This is a genomic window from Blastomonas sp. RAC04 (assembly GCF_001713435.1).
GTDB lineage: Bacteria > Pseudomonadota > Alphaproteobacteria > Sphingomonadales > Sphingomonadaceae > Blastomonas > Blastomonas fulva.
In genome coordinates this window covers 2,974,869-3,000,950 of sequence record NZ_CP016460.1, presented here as the reverse complement: position 1 = coordinate 3,000,950, position 26,082 = coordinate 2,974,869, and the positions used below count along the sequence as shown (strand labels likewise).

Here is a 26,082-nt window from a genome sequence, read left to right as displayed (position 1 = left end):
CGGACCATGAACGGCCTCCTCCAGCTTCTGTCGGACTTTATGACCGATCACCGCTGGCTGGCGGGCCCCGCATTCGGGCTGATCGCCTTTGGCGAATCGCTCGCCGTCATCGGCGTCTTCATCCCTGCAACCCCGATATTGTTCATGGTCGGCGTGCTAATGGGTAGCGGCCGAGTCGACGCAGCTCCGGTCGTGCTGTTCGGGATTGCAGGTGCAAGTGCGGGATACTTCCTTTCCTGGCGCGCCGGTGAGCGGCTGGGCCACCATGCTTGGCGTCTGTCCGCGATGACGCGGCATCGCCGTAGCATCGCCAGGGCGCGGCTGTTTTTTCGTCGCTGGGGCGGCGTATCGCTGGTTGCAGGGCGCTATGTGCTCGGTCCCTTTCAATCGATGCTGCCTTTGGTGGCAGGGGTGGCGCGGATGGATGCGCCTCGCTTCTATTGCTGGAACATCATGTCTGCCGTGGTGTGGGTGGGACTCGTGCTGACGCCGGGTTTTGCTCTCGGGCGGGGCATAGAGGCCGCGATTTTCGAAAAGGCTTGGCAAGACCAGATTGTGGCTGGGCTGATGGCAATCAGCGTCTGTATGATTTTTGTCGGCCTCGTCGCTGCGGGGACCCGCTGGAGCCATTAGTGTCACCATATAGCAAGGTAGTGTCGCTTCACCTCATTGCTGAGCCCAGGCTGCCGCGACCCGTTGTCTGCGTCGTATAACTTGGCCATGGGGTGCATAGTAGTTGTTCATCTAGTATTGCGTTGCTTGAACAAAAGGCCAATGAGGAAGCTACTGATCGAAGAGGACTGTCCATGGTTGATGCCAACGTGCTTGTCGCCCTAACGGCTGATATTGTTGCCGCACATGTCAGCAACAACAGCATCGCGATATCTGATATCGCCGGGCTTATCGGCAGCGTCCACGCCTCGCTTTCCGGCCTTGGTCAGGAAGCGGAGCCGGAACCACGGCCCGACCAGAAGCCAGCCGTCCCGATCCGGGCGTCGATCAAACCCGAATACCTCGTATGTCTCGAAGACGGTAAACAGGTCACGTTGTTGAAGAGCTACCTGCGGACGAAGTTCGGCATGACGCCGGACGATTACCGTAAAAAATGGAATCTGCCCAAAGACTATCCGATGGTTTCGCCCAGTTATGCAGAGCGAAGGCGTGTATTGGCTAAGGAAATTGGGCTTGGGACTAAGGGTCGCGGTGACAGGTTGAAGCAGGCGGATACGCAATAAAGTTTCTCAATCGGTAGGTTGGTCATTCTCGCTTTCGGCCAGTGAACTGAAGATCATTGTGGAGAGTGTCTCTTCGGTCCGCGCCAGGACGACAATGGCAGCGGAAAGCAGATCCTGGCTCACCCATTGCAGCGCCCGTTCGAGCACGCTCAGCGAAAGTTCGTTTGCTGCCTGATTAATCGGCTGGACATGTGCGCGATCATGATGGCTCCGCCAACTGGTTTTGCGCGAACGCCCGCGCGCCTCGCCGCCGCCAGAGCAGCAGCTGCTGATCGCGATTGTCGCCTTTGAGCTTCGTGGCCGCTTCGATCAGCATCCCGAAGATCGCGGCACGATCGTCATCGGTCAGGTCGATGAGCTCTGCCTTGGCGATCAGTCCGCCAAGCTCGATGAGCTGCCGTGTCCGTTCGCGCCGTTTTACCCGCCATTCGCGCATGTCATGCCGTGCCCTGTGCGCCAGCAGCCGGTTGCGCGCCTGGATCGACCGCTTGTGTGCCGCGAGTGTTTTTGCCAGCTGATCGGCGGGTGCTGGTTGCTCCCTGAAAAAACGCAGCGCCGCGTTTGCGCCATGCCTCCTTTCGTGACGGATCATCGTTCCCGGTTGCTGCTAGTAGAACGCCAGCCAACACTTCGGTGCCGAGCGCATCGGCGCCGGTGGCAATGACGAGCTCGCCAAGCTGGGTCTGCTTGCGTGTCTTGAGCTGCTTGGCCTTGTCATTGAGGGCTTGAAGCTCTGCGTCGTAATCACGTGGTTTTCGCATGGGGTTCGATCCTTCAATTGTCGGTGAAGGACCTACCAGCTATCCCTCTCCCATCCCGCAGACAACAGGCTGGGTCGCTGTGAGACCCCGTCATCTCGAGCGCGACCAGAACGGTGGAGGGCGCGCTTATACGTCGTGCCGACGTGCGCTAAATGCCGTAAATGGAATGTCGCCATGGCGATCTATCACTTCTCGGCCAAAGCCATCTCCCGCGCTGCAGGTTCGTCTGCGCTTGCCGCTGCGGCCTATCGCGCTGGCGAGCGGTTGCACGACGAGCGGCTCGGTCGCACGCACGACTTCACCAACAAGGCCGGTGTCGTCCATAGTGAGGTCATGCTGCCCGACGGGGCCAATGAAACCTGGAAGACCCGCGAAAAGCTCTGGAACGATGTCGAGGCGGCCGAGGTTCGCAAGGACGCGCAACTTGCCCGCGAGATCGAGTTTGCTCTGCCCCGCGAGATGACCCAGGCACAGGCGACCGAGCTGGCGCGCGATTTTGTCAAAGCCCAGTTCGTCGATCGGGGCATGATCGCCGATCTCAATGTCCATTGGGACATCGGCGCAGATGGCGAGGCCAAGCCCCACGCGCATGTAATGTTGACCATGCGCGAAATCGTTGTCGGCGAGGATGGCAATGCCACGTTCGGCCCGAAAGTGCGGGACTGGAACCGGACTGAACTGCTCACCCACTGGCGCGAAGCCTGGGCCACCCATGCTAACCAGCGCATGGCCGAGCTCGATATAGATGCGCGGATCGATCACCGCTCGCTGGCGGCGCAGGGCATCGACCTGGAGCCGCAGTCGAAGATCGGCGCTGCGGCTTCGCGCATGGCGGGTGAGGGGCTTTCGGCTGAGCGGCTGGCAGAGCATGCCGATATTGCGCGGGCCAACGGTGAGAAGATCATCGCCGATCCGAACATTGCTTTGAGCGCCATCACGCATCAGCAGGCGACGTTCACGACGCGCGACCTTGCGATGTTCGCGCACCGGCACAGCGCCGACAAGGAGCAGTTCGATGCTGTGATGTCGGCGGTGAAGAACGCGCCAGAACTCATTGCGCTGGGGAAGGATGGCAAAGGCAACGACCGGTTCACCTCGCGCGATATGCTCGAGACCGAACAGCGGCTTGAGCATGCGACCATCCGGCTCGAAGCACGGCGCAGCCATGCGGTGCCCGATCGCTACCGCGAAGTTGCACTCGCCAACGCCAAGGCGCGCGGCATGGACCTGTCAGCTGAGCAGCGCGGGGCGCTGGAGCATGTCACATCCGCAAAGGGCGTCAGCAACGTCATTGGATATGCCGGAACGGGGAAAAGCGCGATGCTGGGGGTTGCGCGCGAGGCATGGGAGCGCGCTGGCTATACGGTGCAGGGGGCAGCACTCTCGGGCATCGCAGCCGAAGGGCTGGAGCATGGCTCGCGCATCCCGTCGCGCACGCTCGCCAGTCTGGAGCATCAATGGGGGCAGGGCAGGGAGTTGCTCACCAGCAAACACATCCTTGTCATCGACGAGGCCGGGATGTTGGGCACGCGGCAGATGGAACGCGTTGTGTCACATGCCCAGCAGCACGGGGCCAAGGTTGTGATGGTTGGCGATCCGCAGCAGCTGCAGGCTATTGAGGCAGGGGCTGCGTTCCGGGCGGCGGCTGAGCGTCATGGCGCGGTGGAGATCGCATCGATCCGCAGACAGCAGATCGACTGGCAGCGCGAGGCGACGCGCGAGCTTGCCACCGGCCGAACCGGCGAGGCGCTTGGTCGCTATGAGGAAGCAGGACATGCCCATGTTGCCGAGACGCGCGAAGCTGCACGCGCTGCGCTGGTCGATGCGTGGGATCGGGACCGGCAGGCTAACCCGGATGCCAGCCGGATCATACTCACGCATACCAACGACGAGGTCCGGGCGCTCAACGAGGCTGTTCGCGAGAAAGTTCGTGCCAGCGGTGATCTTGGCGAGGATGTTGCGCTCAAGGTCGAGCGCGGCGCGCGTCAGTTTGCCGATGGAGACCGGATCATGTTTCTGAAGAACGAAAGGTCGCTGGGCGTGAAGAACGGATCGCTCGGCACCATCGAGAGCGTCAGCGCCATGCGCATGGCGGTGAAGCTCGATGACGGCAAAGCGGTCGCGTTCGATCTGAAAGACTACGCCCATTTGGATCACGGCTATGCTGCTACCATCCACAAGGCGCAGGGCATGACCGTCGATCAGGTCAAGCTGCTGGCGACGCCGGGCATGGATAGCCATGGGGCCTATGTTGCGCTGTCGCGGCATCGCTCCCAGGTCGATCTGCATTATGGCAAGGATGACTTTGCCGATCGCAAGGCGCTCACCCGCACACTCAGCCGGGAGCGTGGCAAAGATATGGCGAGCGATTATGCGCGGCAGCCCGAGAAGATCGCTGCCCAGCAGCAACAGCAAGGCAGGGCGGTTGCACCGTCTCAGGCTCAGCAGCAGCCGCGCCGCAACATGTTCGCAGGGCTCAAGGTCAGCCGCAGCGATCATCTGGCCAATCTCCTCAAGGGTGCGGCTACCGCGCCGCGCCGCGAGCCGGTCGCGCAGGCGAGGGCAAAAGTGGCATTGCCGGAAAGGGCAAGCGACAAGCAGGTGTTCGATAAAGCCGTGCAGCGGTTCGCTCGGGTCGCGCAGGACATTGTCGCCATGCGCGACAAGGGGCTTGAGCCGCTGGCGTCGCAGAGGTCTGCGCTGAACAAAGCCGGGGCGGAGCTCAACGCGCTGAGGCCGGACAGCTTTGGCGATCTGCGCAAGGCAGTGAACCGGGATCTCAGCCTGATCCCTGAGGCGGTGAAGGGCCGAACGGATCGCGCGGTTCAGGCGATGGAGCAGCAGGCGCGGTTGCGTATTGAGGCGCAGCGCATTGCCGCCGCCAATGAGCGGCGGGCTGATGCGTTTGTTGATCAGTGGCAGCGGCAGTCCGAGCAGTATCGGGTGCTGCGCAAGGGCGGGAGCGCGGCTGCTTCGGACAAGGTCCGGGCCTCGCTGGTCGGCATGGCGAAGGGGTTGGAGCGCGATCCGCAGCTAGAGTCGGTGCTGGCAAATCGGCGTCCGCAGCTGGGACTGGACGCCATGAGCACAAAAACGCTGTCTCAGGACCTCCAGAAATCTCTCGGCCTCTCGCGCGGGCTTGGCATGGGGATGTAGGCTTGTGGTATGGACGATGCTGATCTTGATCCTTCCGCTGACGAATTGCTGTTGGAGCAGGCGCTGGCGGGCGTCACGGCTGCGGTCGATGGTTTTGCCGAGCCCCAGCAGAATTTGCTGGCGCGCGATTACAGTGCGGACCTGGCGCTGATTCATGAGAGCTGTGAGGGCATGCGCGGGGCGATAGCGGCTTCGGGGCGACGAGTTCGCCACGAAACCGATGCGGCGATAAGCAATATCCGTAAGGATATGCAAAATGCTGTCGGGGATTTCAATAGTGGGATGGCCTCGGTGGGGGCGGTTCAGCAGCAAAACTAGTTTCTTGTCGGGACTGCCGGTCTCGCGCTGATACCAGAGCTGATAGATGGTTTTGCAATCCCGCTGCCGACCGACTGGGCTGCGCCTGAAGGCTGCCTTGACCTGAGCAGCGGGTAATGCATGCGTTGCACAGAACGGCTGGAGGGCAGGAGAGCGGCTGCTATCGGTAGCCAAGCCGGATCGGTGGGCGACGATTCGGGCTACGGCGGTGCTGTGGGAGGAAAACAATAAATCGATCAATAAATGTGCCAGAAACGCTAACGAGCGGAAACTCAGAAGCGTCAGCCGTGCCGTTGATGCGAGTGCAAAACACCAATGAGGCAGCTCCCCAGCGCTTGGTAAGGCATGCGCTGTCAAGGCGCTTTCAATGCAATTGAAGTCGGCAACCAAGTCAGTTAAATCTACTCAGATCGATATAAATAATTGAGGAAAAATCTACATTTTTTAGTGATGAAAATATGAGTCTAGAGCCTGTCTAAATGGTGATTGCCCGGTGATTGCATGAGAGTGACGGCACTATTTCCATTAAAGGTTTTCGTTGTTAAATCATATCATTGCTTGATTGAATAAATTAAATGTGGTACTTCCGCTACCGCCGCAAATAGGTGCGGCCCCAAGGCGGTCCGGCGATGCCCGCCATTCTGGCGTGAACGCGGCACAAAGGCTGCATTTTTACCTTTCGGTAACCATGATCCGCTTATCTAGCCTGGCACCAGACCAGAACGGCGGACCACCCATGGCGTTGATGAGCCAGCAATACCCTTGCAGGGCCGCGTCTTCCGGCGGTGCTGCCCCGTGCGGGATCGCGACATGATCGAGGGGCTGACCTTCGAGGCGGCGCCCGAGGCGGTGACGCGGCCGCTGGTGTCGCTGATCGTTCCGGTGCTCAACGAGCAGGACGCGGTCATCCCCTTCGTCCAGGCGATCGACGGCATGGTCCAGAGCCAGTGGCCGGTGCTCGAAGACCGTCCACGGCTCGAGATCATCTTCGTCGACGATGGCAGCACCGATGCCACGGCCGCCGTGCTGCGCGGGCTGTGCGCCGGCGACAAGCGGGTTAAGCTGGTCCAGCTGTCGCGCAATTTCGGCAAGGAGGCCGCGCTCAGCGCCGGCCTGAAGGCGTCGCGCGGCGATGCGGTGGTGCCGATGGACGTCGATCTGCAGGACCCGCCCGAACTGCTGCGCCCGATGATCGATCGCTGGCAATCGGGCGTGCAGGTGGTCAACGCCCGCCGCTGCGACCGCAGCAGCGACACCATGTTCAAGCGCTCGAGCGCGCAGCTGTTCTACAAGGCGATCAATTCGCTCGCCGACCATCCGATCGCCGAGGATGTCGGCGACTTCCGGCTGTTCGACCGCGCCGCGGTGGATGCGCTCAACGAGATGACCGAGCACAGCCGCTTCAACAAGGGGCTGTTCTCGTGGATCGGTTTTCGCACCGAGACGCTGGACTATGTCCGACCGCAGCGCGCGGTGGGCGACACCAAATGGAAATTCTCCAAGCTGCTCGCGCTGGCGATTGACGGCATCGTGGCATCGACCACCTTCCCGCTGCGCATCTGGACGATCCTGGGCAGCGTCATCTCGCTGCTCGCCTTTGGCTATGCCGGATTTCTGGTGATCCGCACCGTGCTGTTCGGTGTCGATACGCCCGGCTATGCCTCGCTGATGGCGGCGGTGCTGATGCTGGGCGGGCTCAACCTGCTCAGCCTGGGGCTGATGGGCGAATATATCGGCCGCATCGCCAAGCAGGTGCGCGGCCGCCCGCTGTACATCGTTGCCGACAAGGTCGGGTTCTGATCCGGTGGAAGCTGCTGCCTATCACTCGCTGCGCGACCTGCAGGACCGGCACTGGTGGTTTGTCGGGCGCCGGGCAATCGTCGCGCGGCTGATCCGCACCTTCGCGCGCCTGCCCGAGCGGCCCAGGATCCTCGAGGCCGGCTGCGGCTATGGCGGCAACCTCGCCATGCTGGCCCAGTTCGGTGACATCGACGCGTTCGAGCTCGATGACGACGCGCGCGCCTATGCCTCGCTTCGTGCACCACGCCAGGTGGCGCCGGGGCTGCTGCCCGACCGGATCGGGTTCGAGGGCGAGCGGTTCGACCTGATCGCGATGCTCGACGTGCTCGAGCATGTCGAGGACGACCATGGCGCGCTCGTCGCGCTGCGCCAGCGGCTGGGGGTCGATGGCAGCATCCTGATCACCGTGCCCGCGCTGCCCTGGCTGTGGTCGGCGCATGACGCAATCCATCATCACCACCGGCGCTATACCCGCGCGGGGCTGGACCGGCTGCTGCGCGAGGCAGGCTATGCGCCTGCCAGCATCGGCTATTTCAACGGCCTGCTGTTTCCGCTGGCGATGGCGCAGCGGCTCGCCGCGCGGCTGACCCGGGCTGCGGGCAAGCCGGACACCATGCCAGGGCCCTGGCTCAACCGGCTGCTCGGCGGTGTCTTCCGGCTGGAAAGGCATCTGGTCGGGCGGATCGGCCTGCCCATCGGCCTGTCGCTCTATGCGGTCGCGCGCCCTGCGCGACAGTGACATGGCCTGGCTGCGCGAGCTGCTCTCGTTCGGCGCGGTGGGGATCGCAGCGACGCTCACCCATGTGCTGATCGCCTGGGCCATGATCCGGGCGGGGACTGACCCCTATCTCGCCAATCTGCTTGGGGCCACAGGCGCTTTCGGCGTCTCGTTCCTCGGCAATGCCCGGCTGACCTTCCGCACCAACCGCGGCTGGGCGAGCAGCGCGCGCCGCTATGGCCTGGTCAGCCTGTTCAGCCTGGTGGTGAGCAGCCTCATCCTCCTTTGCGTCGAGCGACTGGGCCTGGCGCTGTGGGTCTATCTGCTGCTGGTGGTGCTGGTCGTTCCGCCTGCGACCTTCCTGCTCGCCAAGCTGTGGGCATTCGCGGCGGTGCCGGATGCGCACTGACGCTTCGACCCGCCTGCAGTGGTTCGCGCTCGCGATCATCGTGCTGGCCGCGTTGCTCGCCTATCCCCGTTTCGCGCTGAACCATGATGCCAGCTGGTATCTGGTGGCGACCGGAATGTGGCTCGATGGCGCGCAACTCTACCGCGATATCGTCGAGATCAATCCGCCGCTGAGCTTCTATCTGACTGCGCCAGCCGTGCTGCTCTTGCGCATTCTCCCGCTGACTGCGAGCCAGGCCTATGCTGCCTATTGCATTGTCATCGGCGCATTGTCTGCGGCCTGGATCATCCGTCTGCTCGCGCGCTCGGCGCTGGCCGGGGCGCAGCGGACGATGCTGTTTGCAGCGGTGCTGGCGACGTTTTTCGTGCTGCCGATCGCCGAGTTCGGCCAGCGCGAGCATCTGATGCTGATGCTGGCGATGCCCTATCTGCTGGTGCTGGCGCTGGGCGATCAGGGGCCCCGTTGCACTCCTGCAGAGCGGATTGCGATCGCGCTCGCCGCGGCGCTGGGGCTGATGCTCAAGCCCTATTTCCTGCTGGTCCCCGCAGGGATCATCCTCGCCAGGCTGGCGCGCGACCGGCAATGGCAGCGGCTGTTCGACCTGCCCAATCTGGTGATTGGCATCGCTTTGTTGAGTTATGTCGGCCTGATCGTGCTGGTCCACCCCGCCTATCTCAGCGAAATCGTGCCGCCCGCGCGGCTGGTCTATGCCGCCTATGACGGCCATCCGCTCGCCTTGTGGCTGCGGCCGGAGATCGGCGCCGTGCTGATCGCCACATGGATCGCGCTGCGCCACCGCAGCGTGCTCGATCCGGTGCTGACCGCGCTGCTTGGCGGCGCGGCGGGTGCCTTGGCCTGCTATGTCATCCAGAACAAGGGCTGGGATTATCACGTGCTGCCGCTTGCCGCGCTGTTGCTGCTGGTGGTGGCGTGGATCGTTCCGCAGCGCCGGGCCTGGCGGAGCAATGATCGCCTGCTCGCGGTGCTGCTCGGCGCGGTCGTGCTGCTGGCGCTCGGCAACCAGATCGCCCGTGGCCCCTATCGCAATCCGCTGGCGGACGATCTCGCCGCGTTCGTTCCCGAGCCCGGGATGCGGATCGCGGTGCTGAGCGCGGATGTGGCGGCGGGCTTCCCGCTGGTCAACCGGACCTCCGCCCGCTGGGCAAGCCGCTATCCCGCGCACTGGCTGGTGCCCGGCGCGCATATTCGGCTGCAGCGCGGCGACTGTGCCGGGCAGGTGTGCCGCGAGCTTGCCGAGGTGCTCGACCAGGCACGCGGCAATATGGTCGATGACCTGATCGCCTACCGGCCCGAGCGGGTGTTCATCGACGAAAACCGGCGCAAATTGTTCTTCGGCGGCGAGCCTTTCGACTATCTCGCCTTCCTTCGCCAGGATGCGCGCTTTGTTGCGGCATGGTCATGCTATGCGCGGATCGGCAGCCGCCGCGGCTATGGGGTGTGGGCGAGGATCTGCGGGGCATAGCGGTATAACAGCACATTGTTGGAATCCCATCGATTTCATCTATGCTCGGCCTCGGCGACACCAATTCCGGGGGGAATCACCGAAATGAGCGACCGCATTCCGCTGATCGACAAGAAATTCGCCAGCCGGGTGGACTGGAACCTGATGCGTACCTTTGTCGACATCGTCCGCGCGGGCGGAATCGGTGCGGCAGCGCGCACGCTCAACCGCCAGCAGCCCAGCATCAGCGCGGCGCTCAAGCGGCTCGAGGAGCATGTCGGCACCACGCTGCTGCACCGCACCGCCACCGGGGTGGAGATGACCACCGCGGGCAAGGCGATGCTGGCCTTGTGCGAGGACATGCTCGAATCGGCGCGGATGATGCCGCACCAGATCGCGCAGGCGACCAAGCGGGTAGAAGGGTTCGTCCGCATCCAGATCGTCTCGGGGCTGGTCTCGCCCGAATTCGACGAGGCGATCGCCAGCTTCCACCGGCGCAACCCCGATATCCATATCGAGATCCGGGTGTCGCCCTGGCGGCAGGTGCTCGACGCGCTCGAACAGGGCGAGGTCGAGATCGGGGTGAGCTATGACAGCTCGGTGCGCGGCAGCCTGATGTACGAGCCCTTGCTGGTCGAGCGGCAGCAGCTCTATTGCTCGCGCAGCAGCCCCTATTTCGGGCATCGCGTCAGCCGACTGAGCGACCTGAAGGACGAGCGCTTCGTGCTCACCGGCGAGGACGAGATCGAGTTGATCACCCATCTGCGCCGCCGCAACCGGCTGGGCACGCGCGCAAGCGGACTGGCCGAGGATATCAACGAGGCCAAGCGCATGATCACCCTGGGCGTCGGCATCGGGTTCCTGCCGATCCTGGCGGCCGAAGGCGAGGTGGCCAAAGGCAGGCTGTGGCCACTGCTGCATGCCGATGTCGAGCCCAGCTATGACATCTATCTGCTCGCACGCACCGATCCTGCGCGCGACACCGCGACGCAACTGTTCTGGGACGAGGTCTTTCGCAGGGTAAGGGCGCTGCGCCGGGCATAGATCGTATCTATGTCTTTCATTCAGGATTTGCCCCTGCCCTTATGATGCACTGCAGCGCAGACTTCTCCGCCACAACGGAGCTGCGGCATGTCATCGATCGTCACCCCCTCTGAAACCCTGAAGGACCGGGTTTTCAACCTTGTCCCGCCTTTCATGATCGCGCTGGTGCTGCTGTTCTGGGCCTATGCGCCCAAGGCGGTGACCGGCAATCCGTGGACGCTGATCATCACCTCTTCGGCGATCACGGTGATCGTTCTGCTGCTTGAGTTCGTGCACGAGCGGCACAGCGGCTGGCGGATGAATGCCCAGGAATTCTTCACCGACCTGTTCTACGTGGTGCTGAGCGCGACGGTGATCGCCTGGCTGAGCAAGACACTGGCCGAGGACCCGCTGCTCGCGGCCAAGACCGCTTTGGGGATATCCACCACCTGGATGGCGCAGGTGCCCTGGCTGGTGCAGGTGATGATGGTCATCGTCATCCTGGAGTTCGGCCAGTACTGGATGCACCGGTTGATGCACAATTCGACGCCGTTCTGGCTGACCCACGCGCCGCACCACCACATCACCCAGCTCAATGCCGCAAAGGGTGCGGTAGGCAACCCGATCGAGCTGTTCCTGATCAGCCTGAGCGTGCTGGCGCTGTTCGACTTCGAAATGACCGCGCTGTTTGCGGGGCTCAACACGCTCAACGTCATCGCGACCTTCGCGCACGCCAATGTGAAGTCCAACCCGCCGATCTGGTATTCTTACGTCTTCACCACCATCCGCCATCACAGCCTGCATCATTCGACCGATTACGAAAACACCCGCTGCAACTACGGCAATTCGCTGATCCTGCTCGATCGCATCTTCGGCACCTATCGTGAGGGCGAAGGGGTTCTGGTGGGGCAGGATGATCGCAGGCGGCTCTCGATCTGGGAGCAGACGATCTTTCCGTTCCAGCCGCTGATCGACCGGATCAAGGCGCGGCGCGGGACGCCGACCGGGGCGGCGCGCAGCCCGTCCGGGCAGGATGAAGCTGGCACGGGAGGCGCTGCCGCGGCATGATCGTCACGCGCTCCCGGCGGATCGATGCGGCGCGCCAGGCGCTGGCGAAGGGAGACCTGCAGGCAACCCACGCGCTGGCGAGCGCGCTGCTGGCGGACAGCCCCGGCGATGCCGAGGCGCATTTCCTGCTGGGTGTGGTCGAATCGAGCCAGGGCCGGATCCAGGCGGGGGTGCTGCATCTCGACCGCGCGGTGGCGCTCGACCCACGCGGCGAATATTGCGCACAGCTCGCCAAATTGTTCTGCCTGGTGCGGCGTGACGGCGATGCGGCGGCCACCCTGCGTGCGGCGGAAAAGGCGCCGCCCGAAGACGCGCTCAGCCGCGATACCATGGGCTGCGTCTATGCAAGGCTGGGGGATCATGCCGCAGCGCTGGTGCACTTTGCCCATGCCGTCGCGCTGGAGCCGGGCAACAGCGAATATCGCTACAACCATGCAGTCACGCTCAACTTTCTGGGCCGGGTGGATGCCGCCGACGCGGCGCTGGAAGCGCTGATCGCGATGGTGCCCGGCCATGCCCGCGCGCACCACCTGCTCTCCAGCCTGCGCAAGCAAAGCGCCGGGGCCAATCATGTTGCGCGGCTGGGCCGGATCCATGCCCAGGCGCGAGACGGCCGCGACCGGCTGCTGCTGGGCTATGCGCTGGCCAAGGAGCTCGAGGATATTGGCGAGCCTGACCAGGCGCTCGACATGCTGTGCGCGGCCAATGACGAGCACCGCCGCACGCTCGATTACAGTTTCGCGCGCGACGCCGCCGCGTTCGATGCGATCGAGGCGCACTGGCCGGCGGTGCGCGCCGCGCCTGCCGCCGCGCTCTCGCGCGAGGCACCGATCTTCATCATCGGCATGCCGCGCACCGGCACCACGCTGGTCGACCGCATCGTCTCCTCGCACCCCGGCGTGGAAAGCGCAGGCGAACTCCAGGCGATGCCGCTGGCGGTGAAGATGGCAGCGGCGACGCGCAGCCGGACCGTTCTGGACGCCGAGACCATCGCGGCCGCTTCGCGGGCCGACATGGGTCGGATCGGGCACGATTATCTCAAGCGCGCGCGGCATCACCGCCGCGACCCGTCGCTGCGTTTCACCGACAAGTTTCCGGGCAATTTCCAGTATGCCGGCTTCATCGCGCGCGCGCTTCCCGAGGCCCGGATCATCTGCCTGCGCCGCAACCCGATGGACACGGTGCTTGCCAACTTCCGCAACCTGTTCGCGATCAGCTCGCGTTACTACGACTACAGCTACGACCTGCTCGATATCGCGGCCTATTATGTCCGCTTCGACCGGCTGATGGCGCTGTGGGCGCGCGAGATGCCCGGGCGGGTGCTCGAAGTCGCGTATGAGGACCTCATCGCCGATCAGCAGGGACAGACCCGCCGCCTGATCGAGCATGCCGGGCTCGACTGGTCCGAGCGCTGCCTCAGCTTTCACGAGAACGCAGCGCCCGTCTCGACCCCCAGCGCCGCGCAGGTCCGCCGCCCGATCTACTCCGACTCGGTCGCCCGCTGGAAGCGGCATGCCGAGGTGCTGGAGCCCGTCCGCGCCTTTTTCGAACAGCACGGCATCGCCACCGAATGACACGGAGCACCCCGCTTATGACCCGATTTGCCCTGCTTGCGCTGAGCCCGTTGCTGGCGATATCCGCCCCCGCGCTGGCCGGGCACGGGCCTGCCACCCGGCTGGTTGCATGCGGCGCGCAAAGCTGCCTGCAGGTCACGGGGCGACGCGACGATGCGACTGCGCAGATCCGCATCAACGGCCATGAGGTCGAGACGCAGGGCGCGCGCCACTGGCGGGTTCGGGTTCCGGTGAGCACCGTGCGCGCGTGGTCACCGCCGCATGCGCAGAGCATTTCGGTGGCGGTCGCAGATGTCGCGCAAGAGGCTCCGCTGCCCATAGGGATGCTGGCGCCTAAGCGCGATCTGGCGATGCTGGTGGTTCGGGTGAAGTAATAACGGGGTCAGCGCAAAGTAATAAAAGAACAAATCTGCGCACTATATTGAAAGTTTCCTTGCGTGGCGCTATACAGTGCGCCAGCGGCCGCAGAGCCGTATCTGTCACTCGCAAGGAGATGAACCATGAAAACCGGCCTTGTGGCACTCGCCACCTTTGCCTTCGCGCTTTCGGCTGGCGCCGCTGTCGCATCCGAAAACACCGCATCCGAAAACCCCTTCGCCAAGGACAAGGCGATCCTCAACCTGCAGGGGCTTGATCTGTCGACCGCCGATGGCCAGCAGCGTCTCGCGATCCGTGTCGATCAGGCCGCGCGCGCGGTGTGCGGCGAGCGTCTCGCCAATGTCCATCTCGCAGCAGAGGCCAAGACTCGCGAATGCCGCGTGTCGGTGGCCGCCGATGTCCGCGCGCAGATCGAAGCCCGGCTTGCCCGCGCGAGCACCTCGGCCACCCAGGTCGCAGCGTTGCGCTGATCCTTTCCTGCCCGTTCCGCGGCCGGGAGCACCCGGTCGCGGATGGGCGAGGGTACCCGTTGCAGACCTTGCGTTTCAGGCCTTGCGATTCAAGGCTTTGCGTTTCAGGGCTTTGGCGTGAGGATCGGCTCGGGCCACCAGGTCAGCGTGTGCACGTCGTGCGCCGATGTCCAAAGGCCGGTGCTGGTCCCGGACGACACATAGCGCAGCGCGCCGCTGCCCTCCGCCTCGCCCAGCCTGGCGACGACCTCGAGTGTTTTCGGGTCGATCGCGACGAAGGTCTGGTCCTCGGTGGTGCGCAGCCACACCATCCCGGCGCCGGTATCGATATCGCCATATTTGAGCACCGCGCCGACCTTGACCCGGCCCAGCACCGCGCCGGTCTCGGGGTCGATCTTCGCCACCGTGCCGTCGCCCTGTTCCTGCACCCACACCGCACCTTCGCCCGCGGTCAGAAAGCCGGGGATATTGCCCAGCGTAGTCGTCTTGGTGACCGTGTTGGTGGCAGGATCAATGCGCTGGACTGTCTTGCTCTCGCTGCTCACCGCCCATACCGCGCCGAAGCCATAGGTGAGATACCAGGTTCCCGGGCTGACGGTGATGCTGGCGATGACGGTGTTGGTGGCGGGGTCGACGCGCGCAACCTTGCCCGCGACATTATCGCTCGCCACCCAGATCGATCCTGCGCCTGCGACCACATTCAATTCGCCCGTGCTGGCAAGGCCGGTCGGAATTGTCGCGACCTTCTGTGCGGTCTGCGTTTCGATCCGGACCAGCGCCTTCTCCTTGCAGTCGGCCACCCACAGCGAGCCGTCCAGGATCGCCATCGCGCCGCAGGGCTTGGACATGGCAACGCCTGCGATCTTGCCCTTGCGCGACCAGCGTTCGACACGGCCATCGTTGGTCGCCCAGACGCTGTCGCCATCGACCACGAGGAAATCGGCAAAGCCAGGCACGTCGATCACCTGCTCGGGGTGCGCCTGTGCCACAGGTGAGAGGGCGGAAATCCCCGCTGCGAGTGCTGCGGCCGTCATGCGAAGTTTCTGCATCGTTTGCCCTTTCGAGTTGCCGGAAAAAATCAGGTCATTTGCGCGATATACGCCCGCCATCCGCCCAGATGGGTGATGTCCTGCGCCCCGGTCATCGCGCGCGGTTCGGCCACGAAGCCCTTGATTGAAGTGCCGTCGGCCAATGTCACCGTGCCGATCGCGAGCGGCGGGGGAACCTCGACCACGAAGCTGCCGAATTCGGCGATGCCCAGCTCGTAGACCTCGACCGCGATTCCCGCGCCGTCGGGGCTGTGCACCAAAGCGGGCTTGGGCGGGGTGCTGTTGGCGATGGCATAGAGCCGGTATTCGGGCGCGGTCTGAAACGCGCCGACGAAGGTCGCGTCGCGCGAGGTCAGCTGCCAGTGCAGCGGCATGTCTTTCAAGTGCGCGCCAACGACGGCGAGTTTCACGGTCTGCATTTTGCCCTCCAGATCGAGCGGGGGTGGTGGGGGAAGATCGGCGATGGAAAGATAGGCGTCGGCGACATCAAGCAGCGCGCGGTCGGTGTCCGCCGGGCCGATCAGCGTTATGCCGAAGCCGGTGGCGTTGGCCCGGGTGCCCGCCGGAATGGCTAATGCTGCCATATCGAGCAGGTTGACGAAATTGGTATAGAACCCCAGCGCGCTGTTGAGCGCGATCGGCGCGGCGGCGAGTTCGGCGACGCGGTAGGTTGTGCCGGTGGTGGGGAAGGCCATCAGGTCGATGCTCTCCCACAGCGTGTTGGCGTGGCGCTTCAATTCGGCGAGACGGTAAATGCCGTTAAACAGATCGACCGCGCGCGTTTCCAGCCCGACCGAGACGATCTCGCGCACGGTGGAATCGATCGCTTGCGGGTTGCTGGCGAGGATGCTCTCCATCGCCGCAGTGCGCTCGGCGACCCAGGGCCCGCTGTAGAGCAATTGCGCGGCCTCCTGCAGCGGGGCGTAGTCGATCTCGACGATGTCGCCGAGCACGGAAAGCCTGGCCAGCGCGCGATCGTAGAGATATTCGGATTCCGGATCGCCGAAGAACACGCGCTGGTCGCGGCGCGGCACGCCGATGGTCTTGCGCGCAATCGGGCGGTCGGCGAGCGCCTTGGACCAGGCATCGGCTGCATCAAATCCCGCGACCACGCCGTCGATCAGCCGGGCATCGGTCGTGTCGTCGGTAAACACCGTGACGCAATCGAGCGTGCGGCAGGCAGGGACCACGCCCCGGTTGCTCCACCGGCCCTTGCTGGGCTTGAACCCGATCAGGTGCTGGAACGCTGCCGGCACGCGGCCTGACCCTGCTGTATCGGTCCCCAGCGCGAAAGCGACCAGCCCGGCGGCGACCGCGCTCGACGAGCCAGAGCTCGATCCGCCGCTGACATAGGCAAGGTTGTAGGCGTTGCGTGGGCTACCATAAGGGCTGCGCGTGCCGTTGAGACCGGTGGCGAACTGGTCGAGATTGGTCTTGCCGACGCACAAGGCGCCCGCCGCCAGCAGCCGCTCGACGACCGTGGCAGAGGCGTCCGGCTGGTACGCGAAGGCCGGACACGCCGCGGTCGTCTCGAACCCGGCGACGTCGATATTGTCCTTCACCGCGAACGGCACGCCCGCGAGCGGCAATGTTTCGCCCGCCGCGACCCGCGCATCGATTCCGCGCGCCGCCTCAATCAGCGCCTCGGGCGATGCGCGGCTGATCCAGATCTGCGGCTGGATGCTGTCATAGGCATCGAGCCGCGCCAGCGTTTCCTCGGCAATGGCGACCGCGCTTGTCGCACCGCTGGCGACCGCCTGCGCGATCGTGCTCGCGCTGTGGCGACCCGGCGCGCTCATGCGTGCCTCGTCAGCGCGAGGATCGGCGCGCCGGGCTGCACCGACTGGCGTTCCTGCGCATACAGCGCGCTGATGGTGCCTGCGCCGGGGCTGTCGACGCGGCATTCCATCTTCATCGCCTCGATGATCGCGATCGCATCCCCCGCCTCGACGGTATCGCCCACCGCGACCAGCATCTTCCACACGCTGCCGCCGAACGGGGCCTCGATGACATCGGCGCCCTCGGGAACCTCGACCGCGCCCGCCGCGACCGTCTCGGCCTCGGCAGGATCGGCGCGGTCGAACTCGCCGCGGCGCTGCCAGTCGGCGCGCTCCTCGTCGAACGCGGCCTGGCGGGTTTGCTCGAAGGCCGAGATCGCATCGGCATTGTCGGCGAGGAATGCGCGATAGTCGGCCAGCCGGAACTCGGATGGCTCGATGCGGATCGAGCGCCTTCCCGTCGGGAAGTCGCGCCGCCATTCGGTGAGCTCATCGGCGCTGACCGGATAGAAGCGGATCTGGTCGAAGAAGCGCAGCAGCCAGGGCTTGCCTTCGATGAACGCGTCGGTCTGGCGATAGGTGTTCCACACCTGCAGCGTCCGCCCGAACAGCTGATAGCCGCCGGGGCCTTCCATGCCATAGATGCACATATACGCGCCGCCGATGCCCACGACATTGGGCGGGGTCCAGGTGCGCGCGGGGTTGTACTTGGTGGTGACCAGCCGGTGGCGCGGATCGACCGGCGTTGCGACCGGCGCGCCGAGATAGACGTCGCCCAGGCCCAGTACGAGATAGTTCGCCTCGAAGATCAGGTTCTCCACCGCCGCCGCATCTGGCAGGCCGTTGATCCGGCGGATGAACTCGATGTTGTCGGGGCACCACGGCGCATCGTCGCGCACCGCGCCCATGTACTTCTCGATCGTCTCGACGGTCGCAGGGTCGCGCCAGCTCAGCGGCAGGTGGACGATGCGCGAGGGGATGGTGAAATCCTCGAGGTCCCCCAGCCGTTCCTCCGCGCCCATCAAGGCGGCCAGAGCCATGCCCTGGGTCATCGTCGCGCCATCGAAATGGAACTGCAGCGAGCGGATGCCCGGCACGATATCGATCACGCCGGGCAGCGCCATCCGCTCGAGCTCGGTCATCAGCGCCTGCACGCGGATACGCAGCTCGATATCGAGCACGATCGGGCCGTATTCGACCAGAATATTGCGGTCGCCCTGCTGGCGATAGACGGTGCGCGGGCGCTGCGGGCCTTGCGGGATCATTCCCAGGATGGGCGACAGCGTCGCAATAGGCCGTGCGGGGCCAAGCTCGCATCCGTCGCCGGTGGCGAGCAGACGCCGCTGCAGGCTGTCGGCTGCAAACGCATCGTGCGCGTTGACCGGAACGAAGCGCAGGGTGTCGCCGGGCGCAAGCTGGCCGATCTTCCAGCGGTCCGCCGCGATCACCACGAACGGGCAGACGAAACCGCCCAATGACGGGCCATCCGGGCCGAGGATGATCGGCATGTCGCCGGTGAAATCGACCGCGCCGATGGCATAAGGGTTGTCGTGGATGTTCGAGGGGTGCAGCCCCGCCTCGCCGCCATCCTTGCGTGCCCAGACCGGCTTGGGGCCGATCAGCCGCACCCCGGTGCGATTTGAGTTGTAGTGCACCTGCCACTGCGCCGCGACGAAGGTGTCGATGTCGTCATCGGTGAAGAAATCGGGTGCACCGTGCGGGCCATAAAGCACGCGCAGCGTCCATTCGCCGGGAAGCGCGGGCATGGCTGCGCGGGGCAGGGGCGTGCCAGTCGGCTCATCGCCCAGATGCAGCGTATCGCCCGCGAGCAGGCGGCGCGCGGCGTGGCCGCCGAACTGGCCGAGCTCGAAGGTGCTGCGGCTGCCAAGATACGGCGCGATATCGAGCCCGCCGGCGAGCAGGATATAGCCGCGCAATCCGCCGCCCGTGGCGCGCCCCAGCGCGAGAGTCTGGCCTGCAGCGATGTCCAGGGCCTCGCCGCGCGAAACCGCCACGCCATCGAGCGTCGCGCCGAAATCCGCGCCGGTCAGGCAGATGCGCGCGGGCGCGTTGAAGGTCAAAGTCGGGCCCGAAATCGTGACCTCGAGCCCGGCGGTGCCTTCCGGATTGCCGAGCAAGCGGTTGCCCAGCCGGAACGACTGATCGTCCATCGGGCCCGAGGGCGGGACGCCGACCGACCACAGACGCTGGCGTCCGGGCCAGTCCTGCACCGTGGTCGCGGTGCCGCCGCTGACCACCTGGATGCTGCGCGGGTGATATTCAATGGAATCGAGCGCGCGGGTCGAGACCTCGCCGCTGACGAAGGCGGGCGAGCGCACGACAGCGCGCAGCCAGCGCAGGTTGCTCTCGATGCCATCGACGCGGCTCGCATCGAGCGCGGCCTGCATCGCAGTGACGGCCGATTCGCGCGTATCGGCGTGGACGATCAGCTTGGCGAGCATCGGATCGTACCAGACGCTGACCGTGCTGCCCGCCATGACCCAGGTTTCGGCGCGGATATCGGCGGGAAACGCGACCGCGGTCAGTGTGCCCGATGTCGGGCGGTAATCGTGCGCGGGGTCCTCGGCATAGAGCCGCACCTGCACCGAATGGCCCTTGGGCTGGCTCGGCACATCGGACAGGAACGCGAAATCGCCCGCGCCGCCGCGCACCATCCACTCGACCAGATCGATCCCCATCACCTCCTCGGTGACGCCGTGCTCGACCTGCAGCCGGGTGTTCATCTCGAGAAAGAAGAACTGCTCGCGCTCGGAATCGTAGAGGAACTCGACGGTGCCTGCAGAGCGGTAGTTCGCGGCCTGGCCCAGCCGGATGGCGGCGGCGATCAGGTCGGCGCGGACCTCGGCTGGCAGCAGCGGCGCGGGAGCTTCCTCGACCACCTTCTGGTTGCGCCGCTGCAGCGAGCAGTCGCGCTCGCCCAGCGCGACGACATGGCCCGAGCCATCGCCGAAGATCTGCACCTCGATATGCCGCGCGCGGCGGATATAGCGTTCAAGGAACACGCCCGCATCACCGAAATTGCCCAGCCCCTGGCGCTGGACCGCAGCAAAGCCCTCGCGCACCGCGGCCTCGTCCTCGCAGATGCGCATTCCGATCCCGCCACCGCCTGCAGTCGCCTTGAGCATGACCGGGTACCCGATTGAGTCTGCGGCGCTCGCGGCCTCGTCCTCGTCGGTGAGCAGATCGGTGCCAGGCGCCAGAGGCACGCCATGCGCAGCCGCGAGTGCGCGCGCGCTGTGCTTGAGCCCGAAGGTGCGCATGTTTTGAGGCGTCGGGCCGATGAACACGATTCCCGCTTGCGCGCAGGCTTCGGCAAACTCGGCGTTCTCGGCGAGAAAGCCATAGCCCGGATGGATCGCGCCCGCGCCGGTTCGGCGCGCAGCCTCGAGGATCGCGGCGACGTTGAGATAGCTTTCGGACGCGCGCGCCGGACCGATGCACACCGCCTCGTCGGCCTGGGCGACGTGCAGCGAATCCTCGTCGGCCTCCGAATAGACCGCGACCGAGCGCAGCCCCATCTTGCGCAATGTGCGGATGATCCGCGTGGCGATTGCGCCGCGGTTGGCAATCAGGACGGTGTCGAAGCTCATGCGGTGACGATCATGCGCACGGGCGTGGGGTTGAAGCCGTTGCAGGGGTTGTTGATCTGCGGGCAGTTGGAGACGACCACGGTCACGTCCATTTCGGCGCGCAGATCGACCGTCAGCCCCGGGGCGGAGATGCCGTCGACGATGCCCAGCGCGCCGTCTTCCTCCACCGGCACGTTCATGAAGAAGTTGATGTTCGAGACGATGTCGCGCTTGCCGCGGCCTTCCGACAGGTTCGCCTTGAGGAAGTTCTCGACACAGGCGTGTTCGGACTTGGTGTGGTGGCCATAACGCAGCGTGTTGGACTCGCACGAGCACGCGCCGCCGATGGTGTCGTGATATTCGACCGAGGTGGCCGCGATGGTCATCATCGCGCGGCCCTCGTTGGAGCGCAGCACGGTGCCTTGCCGCAGGAACAAATTGCCTTGCGCCGCCACCGTATCCTGCGCGCTGTAGCGTTCGGCATCATCGGCGGTGGCGTAGAGCAGGAAATCAACCGCCTGGTTGCCTTCCAGATCGACGATGCGCAGCGTCTGCCCGGCGGCGATGGGGTGCAGCCAGGGCGCGCGCGCGGGCACGATGCAGTCATGGACGACCGGGCCGGTGAGCCCGGCAAGATGGGGATCGACGCTCATGGGAACAGGCTCCTTCTTTCAGCGGCGGAAATAGTCTTCGACGTTCAGGAAGGCGCGCTGGCCTTCGGGCGTCGCATTGCGGATGGCGTCGTCTTCGGTGGTCACCGGGCCACGCCAGGCGGTCGCGCGCAACGGGGTGACGGTGTAGGCATCGCGCGGATCGAGCACATGCGGCACGTTGGCGATGACCACGATCACCTCCATCTCGGCGCGCAAGGTCACGCTGCGACCGCCTGCGAACGGGCCGATCTCGGGCAGAATCGCGCCGTCGGCGGCGATCTTCGCGCCCTTGAATAGGGTAATGCACGGATGGACATCGCGCCGCTGCAGCCCGTGCTTGGCGGCGCCGAGCAGAAAGCGGTCGCGGCCGTTGGGATGCGGACCGCTGTTGCTGCCATCACCGTATTTCGCGGCATTAGTGGCAGCGTTCGAGGTTCCGCAGAACGCATCGTGCGTGCCCGCGTCGTCCTCGAGGATGCTCATCATCACCCGGCCCATATCCGATAGCAGCAATTTGCCCGCGCCCAGATAGGCGTTCCACTGCACCTTGACGGTGTCGGCGACATTGAGCCGTTCGGTCGGCATTTCGGCGTTGAACAGCTGCAGCGCGGCGCAGGCATCGCCCCCGGTGTCGATCAGCCGCAACCGGGTGCCGCGCGCCAGCCGCCGCGTGGCATAGCCGCCTGCTGCAATCGTCTCTTCCCACACCAGATCGTCGGGCGAGACGCCCTCGGGCAGGTCGGCGGCGACCGGCGGCAGCAGCGGCATCGCCTCGACCCTGGTGCCCGCCATGGACCGGGCATGCTCGCGCGCTGCGTTCGGATCGGCAAGGACAGCGCTCATGCGGCGGCTCCTTCGGCAAGGTTTGCATCGGGCTCATAGAGCGGCGGCAGCAACGCAGTGGTGGTGACCAGCTGGAGCTGATGCACCCCGCGCACCCGGCGCAGCGCATCGCACAGATCCTTCAACCGCACGGCTGGGCCCTGCACCAGCAGCACCTCGAGCGACTGGTCGTCCTCGAGGAAGACGTGCTGCGAGGATATGACCTCCTTGAGGTATTCCGCCTGGGTCTGCGCGAGCTGGTGGCGCACCCGGCCGCGGTCGCCGCGATAGACGATGGTGATCGTGCCCGCGAGCATCTCGTCGGGGCGGGTGTACGCCTCGTGCTCGGCGAGCGCGTGGCGGATCAGCTCGGCGATCAGCTGCGAGCGCGACGGCAGGCCGCGTTCCTCCACCATGTTGTCGAGCTGCCGAAACAGCTCGCCGGGCAGGCTCATCGAGAGCCGGGCAAGGCTTGTGGGTTCGGTACTCACGTCAGGCACTCTCTTGTGGTTGGGCTTGGGGCAGGGGAATCGGCGGAGCTTCGGGTTCAGGCTCGGGGTCCTTGCGCAGCGCGATGTCGTAAACCGCGGTGGCACCGAAGCGGTGCGGCGCGTGCGGATCGTGGCGGCGCTTGTCGAGCGCGAGCACGCGGGTTCCCAATGTGAACGCCTCGCGGATGTCGTGCGTCACCATGATGATGGTGAGCTGATAATCGCGCCACAGCGACAGGATCAGCTTGTGCATGTCGGCGCGGATGCCGGGATCGAGCGCGCCGAATGGCTCGTCGAGCAGCAGGATGCGCGGGCGCTTGATCAGCGCCTGCGCGATCGCCAGCCGCTGCTGCATCCCGCCCGAAAGCTGCGCGGGATACAGGTGCATCGAATCGCCGAGGCCCACCGCGTGGAGCATCGCTTCTGCTTCGGCGCGCGCAGCGCGGCGGGCCGATCCGAACAATCGCGCCGAGAGCGGTGCCTGCGCGCACTCCAGCCCGAACACCGTGTTGCCCAGCGCCGAGAGGTGCGGAAATACCGAATAGCGCTGGAAGACGACGCCGCGATCGGGTCCGCATTCGGGCGCGAGGGGCGCGCCATCGAGCGCGATCGCGCCGCGGGTCGGGCGCTCCTGGCCCAGGATGATCCGCAGCAAGCTGCTCTTGCCCGCGCCCGAGGGCCCGACGATCGAGACGAACGATCCCGCCGCGATATCGAGATCGACCCGCTCGAGCACGATCTTGTCGCCATATTCGACCCACACATTCTGCAGGCTGAGGATCGGGCCGGGAAGCACAGGCTCGGTCAATGGCTGGCTCCCGTCGCCCAGGGAAACGCCCGCCTGCCGGTCCAGGTCAGCGCCGCATCCATCAGAATGGCGAGCAACGCGATCCACGCGACATAGGGGATGATGACGTCCATCGACAGATAGCGGCGCACCAGGAAGATGCGGTAGCCAAGCCCGACGTCGGAGGCGATCGCTTCTGCCGAGATCAGGAACACCCAGGCCGGACCCAGCGCCATGCGCACCGCATGGATCAGCCGCGGCATCGCCTGGGGCAGCGCGACTCGGATCATGATCTGCCACGAGCTTGCGCCCAGGGTCTGCGCCTTGATGATCTGCTCAGGCGGCAGCGCGCCGACATGCGCTGCGATATCGCGCACCATGACGGGCGCGATGCCGATGACGATCAGCGCCACCTTGGCGGTCTCGCCCAGCCCCAAGGCGATGAAGAGGATCGGCAGCAATGCGATCGGCGGGATCACCGCGATGCCGGTGACCAGCGGGCCGAAGGTCGCGCGCACCGGTGGCAGCACGCCGAGCACCAGCCCGACCACCAGCGCGGTGATCGTCGCGATCCCCAGGCCCAGGCCAAGCCGCTGCAGGCTGGCGAGCGTGTCGACCCAGAAGGTGAACTGCCCGGTGAGCTGGTCCGGCTGGAACATCAGCGCGGACATGGCGGTGATCATCGCGCCGGGTAGCGGCAGGATCTTGTCCATGGGGTTGTCGGCATGGCGCTGCGCCGCCATCACCAGATAGACCAGCATCAGCAGCACGATCGGCGCTGCCCCCAGCAGGACGCGCTGGCCGCGGCTCAGATGAAGGTTGACCCAGCGCATGCCCGTTGTCTCTCCTGCCGTCCGCCGACCGATCAGAGCTTGCCGTCGGCGGCGAGCTTCATGAAGCTGTCGTCGAAGCGCAACGTCACCCTGTCGGGATTGCCCAATGTCTTGCCGCCGGGAAAGCCGATGCCGACATCGTCGGCGGAGCTCGCGCCCTTGAACAGGCCCTTGGAGAAGCTGAAGTTGCGCACCAAAGTCATCGTCTCGACCAGCGAGGGCGAGGTGGTCGCGGCGAGCGCTGCCTTGGAGTCGGCATAGAGGAAGGTCGTCGCCAGCTGGCTGTCGAACATCTCTGGGCTGGCGCCGGAAAGCTTGGCCATCGCAGCGCGCGCGGCCTTTCCTTCTGCATCCTGGCGCTGCATCAGCGCGACGGTTTCGTACCAGATGCCGACCAGTGCCTTGGCAAGATTGGGGTTGGCCTTGAGCGTGGCGGTGTCGACCACCATCAGGTCGAGGATCTCGCCCGGAATATCGGCCGAGCTGAACACCAGGTTCACGCCCTTCTCGGCCTTCATCACCGAAAGCTGCGGGTTCCACGCGACCGCCGCGGTGACATCGGGCGCACCGAAGGCGGCGACGATATCGGCGTCCGAGGTGTTGACGGTCTTGACATCGGGGGACTTCAGCCCCGCCTTGTCGAGCCCGCGCGCCAGCAGATAGTGCGAGACCGACAGCTCGACGAGATAGGCCTGGCGGCCCTTGAGCGCGGCGAGCGAATTTGCACCCTTGAGCAGGATGCCGTCATTGCCGTTCGAATAATCGCCGACGATGATTGCGGTGGTGTCCTTGCCGCCGGCTGCCGGGATGGTCAGCGCGTCCATGTTGGTGACGGTCACCCCGTCGAACTTGCCCGCGGTGTACTGGTTGACCGATTCCACGTAATCGTTGACCTGCACCAGGTTGATCGTGATGCCGTATTTGTCCGCCCATTTCTTCACGATGCCGGCCTGCTGCGCATAGGGCCAGGGCATCCAGCCGGCATAGATCGACCAGCCGATGGTGAACTCGGTCTTTGCTTCAGTCTTGGGATCGGGGCCCTGCGAACAGGCTGCCAGCATGAGAGACCCTGCGATCAGCACTGCAGTGCCGAGTTTGCCCAAAAGCCTCATCATGATTCGATCCCCTTTCGCAGTGCAGCATCGCACAGTTGTGGCGGTTGTCCATCTAAAAATATTACCCGCAGAAAAAAGCGTAATACCGAAGATGGCGCGCGCGCTGCACGTCGGAGGCGGTGTCTCAGCTTGCCTGAGCTGTTGCAGCAGCGCACCCGGTAGACCGTTTTCCCCGCAAATTCGGGAGATAGCCGCCGTGGCGAGTCGAAGGTGGCCGGGTGTTGCAAATCGGCCAAAGTGATTCGGTGCGGCGATCTTGTGCGCAAGCCCCATGCCGCAAACGGGCATTTCCGGAAATATGCGGAGACAGGGCAACGGCTTGGAAAAGCGTCATTTTGTGCGCTGCAGCATGGAATTCGTTCATACTGAGCAGGTGCAAAAATATTACGCTTGACGCATTACGTAATATCCATACCGTTAAGCACATCGTTTCTGCGATGGCGGGTGAAAGAAAACCGATAGTTTCAAGCGAGGGTGAGTGGACCAAGGCCAGGCCTCAGTTGATGCTCTTTTCGGCGATGTGCTGCTGATGCACGCCGCCGGGTATCAGCCGGGTGCACGGATCTGCAGCCTCATCCTGGCAAGCGGTCAT

24 protein-coding genes are annotated in these 26,082 nt (G+C 65.0%); 13 read left to right on the top strand and 11 right to left on the bottom strand.

Going from position 1 to position 26,082, the window contains the following annotated elements; all coding sequences use genetic code 11:
- Positions 1-6 precede the first annotated feature (6 nt).
- Together BSY18_RS14985 and BSY18_RS14980 are read left to right on the top strand one after the other, a co-directional pair.
- Entirely contained in the window at positions 7-633 is a 627-nt protein-coding gene (locus BSY18_RS14985; RefSeq protein WP_069051045.1) for a DedA family protein, read from the top strand.
- A 173-nt stretch (positions 634-806) separates the two neighbouring features.
- A complete protein-coding gene (locus BSY18_RS14980; RefSeq protein ID WP_069051044.1) occupies positions 807-1,235 on the top strand; it encodes a MucR family transcriptional regulator in 429 nt (142 codons plus the stop codon).
- 199 nt (positions 1,236-1,434) lie between these two features.
- Here BSY18_RS14980 and BSY18_RS14975 read toward each other — a convergent pair whose 3' ends face one another.
- Both BSY18_RS14975 and BSY18_RS14970 read right to left on the bottom strand, forming a co-directional pair.
- Positions 1,435-1,671: a conjugal transfer protein TraD gene (locus tag BSY18_RS14975; RefSeq protein ID WP_069051043.1), complete on the bottom strand. Its 237-nt coding sequence runs from the start codon at positions 1,669-1,671 to the stop codon at positions 1,435-1,437.
- 1 nt (position 1,672) lies between these two features.
- The gene (locus BSY18_RS14970) at positions 1,673-1,996 is read right to left on the bottom strand and encodes a conjugal transfer protein TraD (RefSeq protein WP_069051042.1); all 324 of its coding nucleotides are present in this window, start codon (positions 1,994-1,996) and stop codon (positions 1,673-1,675) included.
- Positions 1,997-2,170: 174 nt separating this feature from the next.
- On the opposite strand from BSY18_RS14970, the gene traA reads away from it, so the two are divergent.
- From traA to BSY18_RS14915, 11 genes are all read left to right on the top strand, one after another.
- A complete protein-coding gene (gene traA / locus BSY18_RS14965) occupies positions 2,171-5,152 on the top strand; it encodes a Ti-type conjugative transfer relaxase TraA (RefSeq protein WP_069051041.1) in 2,982 nt (993 codons plus the stop codon).
- A gap of 9 nt (positions 5,153-5,161) precedes the next feature.
- Entirely contained in the window at positions 5,162-5,470 is a 309-nt protein-coding gene (locus BSY18_RS14960; protein ID WP_069051040.1) for a hypothetical protein, read from the top strand.
- A gap of 810 nt (positions 5,471-6,280) precedes the next feature.
- On the top strand, positions 6,281-7,270 hold the full coding sequence (locus tag BSY18_RS14955; RefSeq protein WP_069051039.1) for a glycosyltransferase family 2 protein: 990 nt from the start codon (positions 6,281-6,283) through the stop codon (positions 7,268-7,270).
- Positions 7,271-7,274: 4 nt separating this feature from the next.
- A complete protein-coding gene (locus tag BSY18_RS14950) occupies positions 7,275-8,009 on the top strand; it encodes a class I SAM-dependent methyltransferase (protein ID WP_069051038.1) in 735 nt (244 codons plus the stop codon).
- Complete coding sequence (locus BSY18_RS14945) at positions 7,981-8,397, top strand: GtrA family protein (protein ID WP_083231481.1); 417 nt, start codon at positions 7,981-7,983, stop codon at positions 8,395-8,397. The genes BSY18_RS14950 and BSY18_RS14945 overlap by 29 nt, the downstream gene beginning before the upstream one ends.
- Complete coding sequence (locus BSY18_RS14940) at positions 8,387-9,880, top strand: hypothetical protein (protein WP_069051036.1); 1,494 nt, start codon at positions 8,387-8,389, stop codon at positions 9,878-9,880. Before BSY18_RS14945 ends, BSY18_RS14940 begins: the two co-directional genes overlap by 11 nt.
- An 84-nt stretch (positions 9,881-9,964) precedes the next feature.
- Positions 9,965-10,903: a LysR family transcriptional regulator gene (locus tag BSY18_RS14935; RefSeq protein WP_054135018.1), complete on the top strand. Its 939-nt coding sequence runs from the start codon at positions 9,965-9,967 to the stop codon at positions 10,901-10,903.
- A gap of 87 nt (positions 10,904-10,990) precedes the next feature.
- Positions 10,991-11,950 carry a sterol desaturase family protein gene (locus BSY18_RS14930; RefSeq protein ID WP_069051035.1) on the top strand — a complete coding sequence of 320 codons (960 nt, stop codon included), beginning with the start codon at positions 10,991-10,993 and terminating at the stop codon, positions 11,948-11,950.
- Positions 11,947-13,524: a tetratricopeptide repeat-containing sulfotransferase family protein gene (locus BSY18_RS14925; protein WP_054135020.1), complete on the top strand. Its 1,578-nt coding sequence runs from the start codon at positions 11,947-11,949 to the stop codon at positions 13,522-13,524. Before BSY18_RS14930 ends, BSY18_RS14925 begins: the two co-directional genes overlap by 4 nt.
- Positions 13,525-13,541: 17 nt before the next feature.
- Complete coding sequence (locus BSY18_RS14920) at positions 13,542-13,898, top strand: hypothetical protein (RefSeq protein ID WP_069051034.1); 357 nt, start codon at positions 13,542-13,544, stop codon at positions 13,896-13,898.
- 126 nt (positions 13,899-14,024) lie between these two features.
- A complete protein-coding gene (locus BSY18_RS14915) occupies positions 14,025-14,372 on the top strand; it encodes a UrcA family protein (protein WP_054135022.1) in 348 nt (115 codons plus the stop codon).
- Between the two features lie 104 nt (positions 14,373-14,476).
- On the opposite strand, the gene BSY18_RS14910 is transcribed toward BSY18_RS14915, so the two are convergent.
- Genes BSY18_RS14910 through BSY18_RS14870 form a run of 9 tightly spaced genes read right to left on the bottom strand, consistent with a single transcriptional unit; the run spans position 14,477 to position 25,490 of the window.
- Positions 14,477-15,406 (bottom strand): Vgb family protein, encoded by a 930-nt coding sequence (locus BSY18_RS14910; RefSeq protein WP_442856561.1) that lies wholly within the window; start codon positions 15,404-15,406, stop codon positions 14,477-14,479.
- A 44-nt stretch (positions 15,407-15,450) separates the two neighbouring features.
- Complete coding sequence (gene atzF / locus BSY18_RS14905; RefSeq protein ID WP_069051033.1) at positions 15,451-17,220, bottom strand: allophanate hydrolase; 1,770 nt, start codon at positions 17,218-17,220, stop codon at positions 15,451-15,453.
- Positions 17,217-20,810 carry an urea carboxylase gene (gene uca, locus BSY18_RS14900; protein WP_069051032.1) on the bottom strand — a complete coding sequence of 1,198 codons (3,594 nt, stop codon included), beginning with the start codon at positions 20,808-20,810 and terminating at the stop codon, positions 17,217-17,219. The genes atzF and uca overlap by 4 nt, the downstream gene beginning before the upstream one ends.
- The gene (locus BSY18_RS14895) at positions 20,807-21,442 is read right to left on the bottom strand and encodes an urea amidolyase associated protein UAAP2 (RefSeq protein ID WP_069051031.1); all 636 of its coding nucleotides are present in this window, start codon (positions 21,440-21,442) and stop codon (positions 20,807-20,809) included. Before BSY18_RS14895 ends, uca begins: the two co-directional genes overlap by 4 nt.
- A gap of 18 nt (positions 21,443-21,460) precedes the next feature.
- Positions 21,461-22,285, bottom strand: coding sequence for an urea amidolyase associated protein UAAP1 (locus BSY18_RS14890; RefSeq protein WP_069051030.1), 825 nt, complete (start codon positions 22,283-22,285; stop codon positions 21,461-21,463).
- Positions 22,282-22,719, bottom strand: coding sequence for a CopG family ribbon-helix-helix protein (locus BSY18_RS14885; RefSeq protein ID WP_369814856.1), 438 nt, complete (start codon positions 22,717-22,719; stop codon positions 22,282-22,284). Before BSY18_RS14885 ends, BSY18_RS14890 begins: the two co-directional genes overlap by 4 nt.
- 37 nt (positions 22,720-22,756) lie before the next feature.
- Complete coding sequence (locus tag BSY18_RS14880) at positions 22,757-23,563, bottom strand: ATP-binding cassette domain-containing protein (protein ID WP_069051029.1); 807 nt, start codon at positions 23,561-23,563, stop codon at positions 22,757-22,759.
- Positions 23,560-24,375: an ABC transporter permease gene (locus BSY18_RS14875; RefSeq protein ID WP_069051028.1), complete on the bottom strand. Its 816-nt coding sequence runs from the start codon at positions 24,373-24,375 to the stop codon at positions 23,560-23,562. Before BSY18_RS14875 ends, BSY18_RS14880 begins: the two co-directional genes overlap by 4 nt.
- 32 nt (positions 24,376-24,407) lie before the next feature.
- Complete coding sequence (locus BSY18_RS14870; protein ID WP_069051027.1) at positions 24,408-25,490, bottom strand: putative urea ABC transporter substrate-binding protein; 1,083 nt, start codon at positions 25,488-25,490, stop codon at positions 24,408-24,410.
- Positions 25,491-26,082 lie beyond the last annotated feature (592 nt).

Excerpts from the sequence above, each read along its gene's own strand:
- BSY18_RS14985 (WP_069051045.1), top strand. The coding sequence starts at position 7 with ATGAACGGCCTCCTCCAGCTTCTGTCGGACTTTATGACCGATCACCGC.
- BSY18_RS14980 (WP_069051044.1), top strand. The coding sequence starts at position 807 with ATGGTTGATGCCAACGTGCTTGTCGCCCTAACGGCTGATATTGTTGCC.
- BSY18_RS14975 (WP_069051043.1), bottom strand. The coding sequence starts at position 1,671 with ATGCGCGAATGGCGGGTAAAACGGCGCGAACGGACACGGCAGCTCATC.
- BSY18_RS14970 (WP_069051042.1), bottom strand. The coding sequence starts at position 1,996 with ATGCGAAAACCACGTGATTACGACGCAGAGCTTCAAGCCCTCAATGAC.
- traA (WP_069051041.1), top strand. The coding sequence starts at position 2,171 with ATGGCGATCTATCACTTCTCGGCCAAAGCCATCTCCCGCGCTGCAGGT.
- BSY18_RS14960 (WP_069051040.1), top strand. The coding sequence starts at position 5,162 with ATGGACGATGCTGATCTTGATCCTTCCGCTGACGAATTGCTGTTGGAG.
- BSY18_RS14955 (WP_069051039.1), top strand. The coding sequence starts at position 6,281 with ATGATCGAGGGGCTGACCTTCGAGGCGGCGCCCGAGGCGGTGACGCGG.
- BSY18_RS14945 (WP_083231481.1), top strand. The coding sequence starts at position 7,981 with ATGCGGTCGCGCGCCCTGCGCGACAGTGACATGGCCTGGCTGCGCGAG.
- BSY18_RS14940 (WP_069051036.1), top strand. The coding sequence starts at position 8,387 with ATGCGCACTGACGCTTCGACCCGCCTGCAGTGGTTCGCGCTCGCGATC.
- BSY18_RS14935 (WP_054135018.1), top strand. The coding sequence starts at position 9,965 with ATGAGCGACCGCATTCCGCTGATCGACAAGAAATTCGCCAGCCGGGTG.
- BSY18_RS14930 (WP_069051035.1), top strand. The coding sequence starts at position 10,991 with ATGTCATCGATCGTCACCCCCTCTGAAACCCTGAAGGACCGGGTTTTC.
- BSY18_RS14925 (WP_054135020.1), top strand. The coding sequence starts at position 11,947 with ATGATCGTCACGCGCTCCCGGCGGATCGATGCGGCGCGCCAGGCGCTG.
- BSY18_RS14920 (WP_069051034.1), top strand. The coding sequence starts at position 13,542 with ATGACCCGATTTGCCCTGCTTGCGCTGAGCCCGTTGCTGGCGATATCC.
- BSY18_RS14915 (WP_054135022.1), top strand. The coding sequence starts at position 14,025 with ATGAAAACCGGCCTTGTGGCACTCGCCACCTTTGCCTTCGCGCTTTCG.
- BSY18_RS14910 (WP_442856561.1), bottom strand. The coding sequence starts at position 15,406 with ATGACGGCCGCAGCACTCGCAGCGGGGATTTCCGCCCTCTCACCTGTG.
- atzF (WP_069051033.1), bottom strand. The coding sequence starts at position 17,220 with ATGAGCGCGCCGGGTCGCCACAGCGCGAGCACGATCGCGCAGGCGGTC.
- uca (WP_069051032.1), bottom strand. The coding sequence starts at position 20,810 with ATGAGCTTCGACACCGTCCTGATTGCCAACCGCGGCGCAATCGCCACG.
- BSY18_RS14895 (WP_069051031.1), bottom strand. The coding sequence starts at position 21,442 with ATGAGCGTCGATCCCCATCTTGCCGGGCTCACCGGCCCGGTCGTCCAT.
- BSY18_RS14890 (WP_069051030.1), bottom strand. The coding sequence starts at position 22,285 with ATGAGCGCTGTCCTTGCCGATCCGAACGCAGCGCGCGAGCATGCCCGG.
- BSY18_RS14885 (WP_369814856.1), bottom strand. The coding sequence starts at position 22,719 with ATGAGCCTGCCCGGCGAGCTGTTTCGGCAGCTCGACAACATGGTGGAG.
- BSY18_RS14875 (WP_069051028.1), bottom strand. The coding sequence starts at position 24,375 with ATGCGCTGGGTCAACCTTCATCTGAGCCGCGGCCAGCGCGTCCTGCTG.
- BSY18_RS14870 (WP_069051027.1), bottom strand. The coding sequence starts at position 25,490 with ATGATGAGGCTTTTGGGCAAACTCGGCACTGCAGTGCTGATCGCAGGG.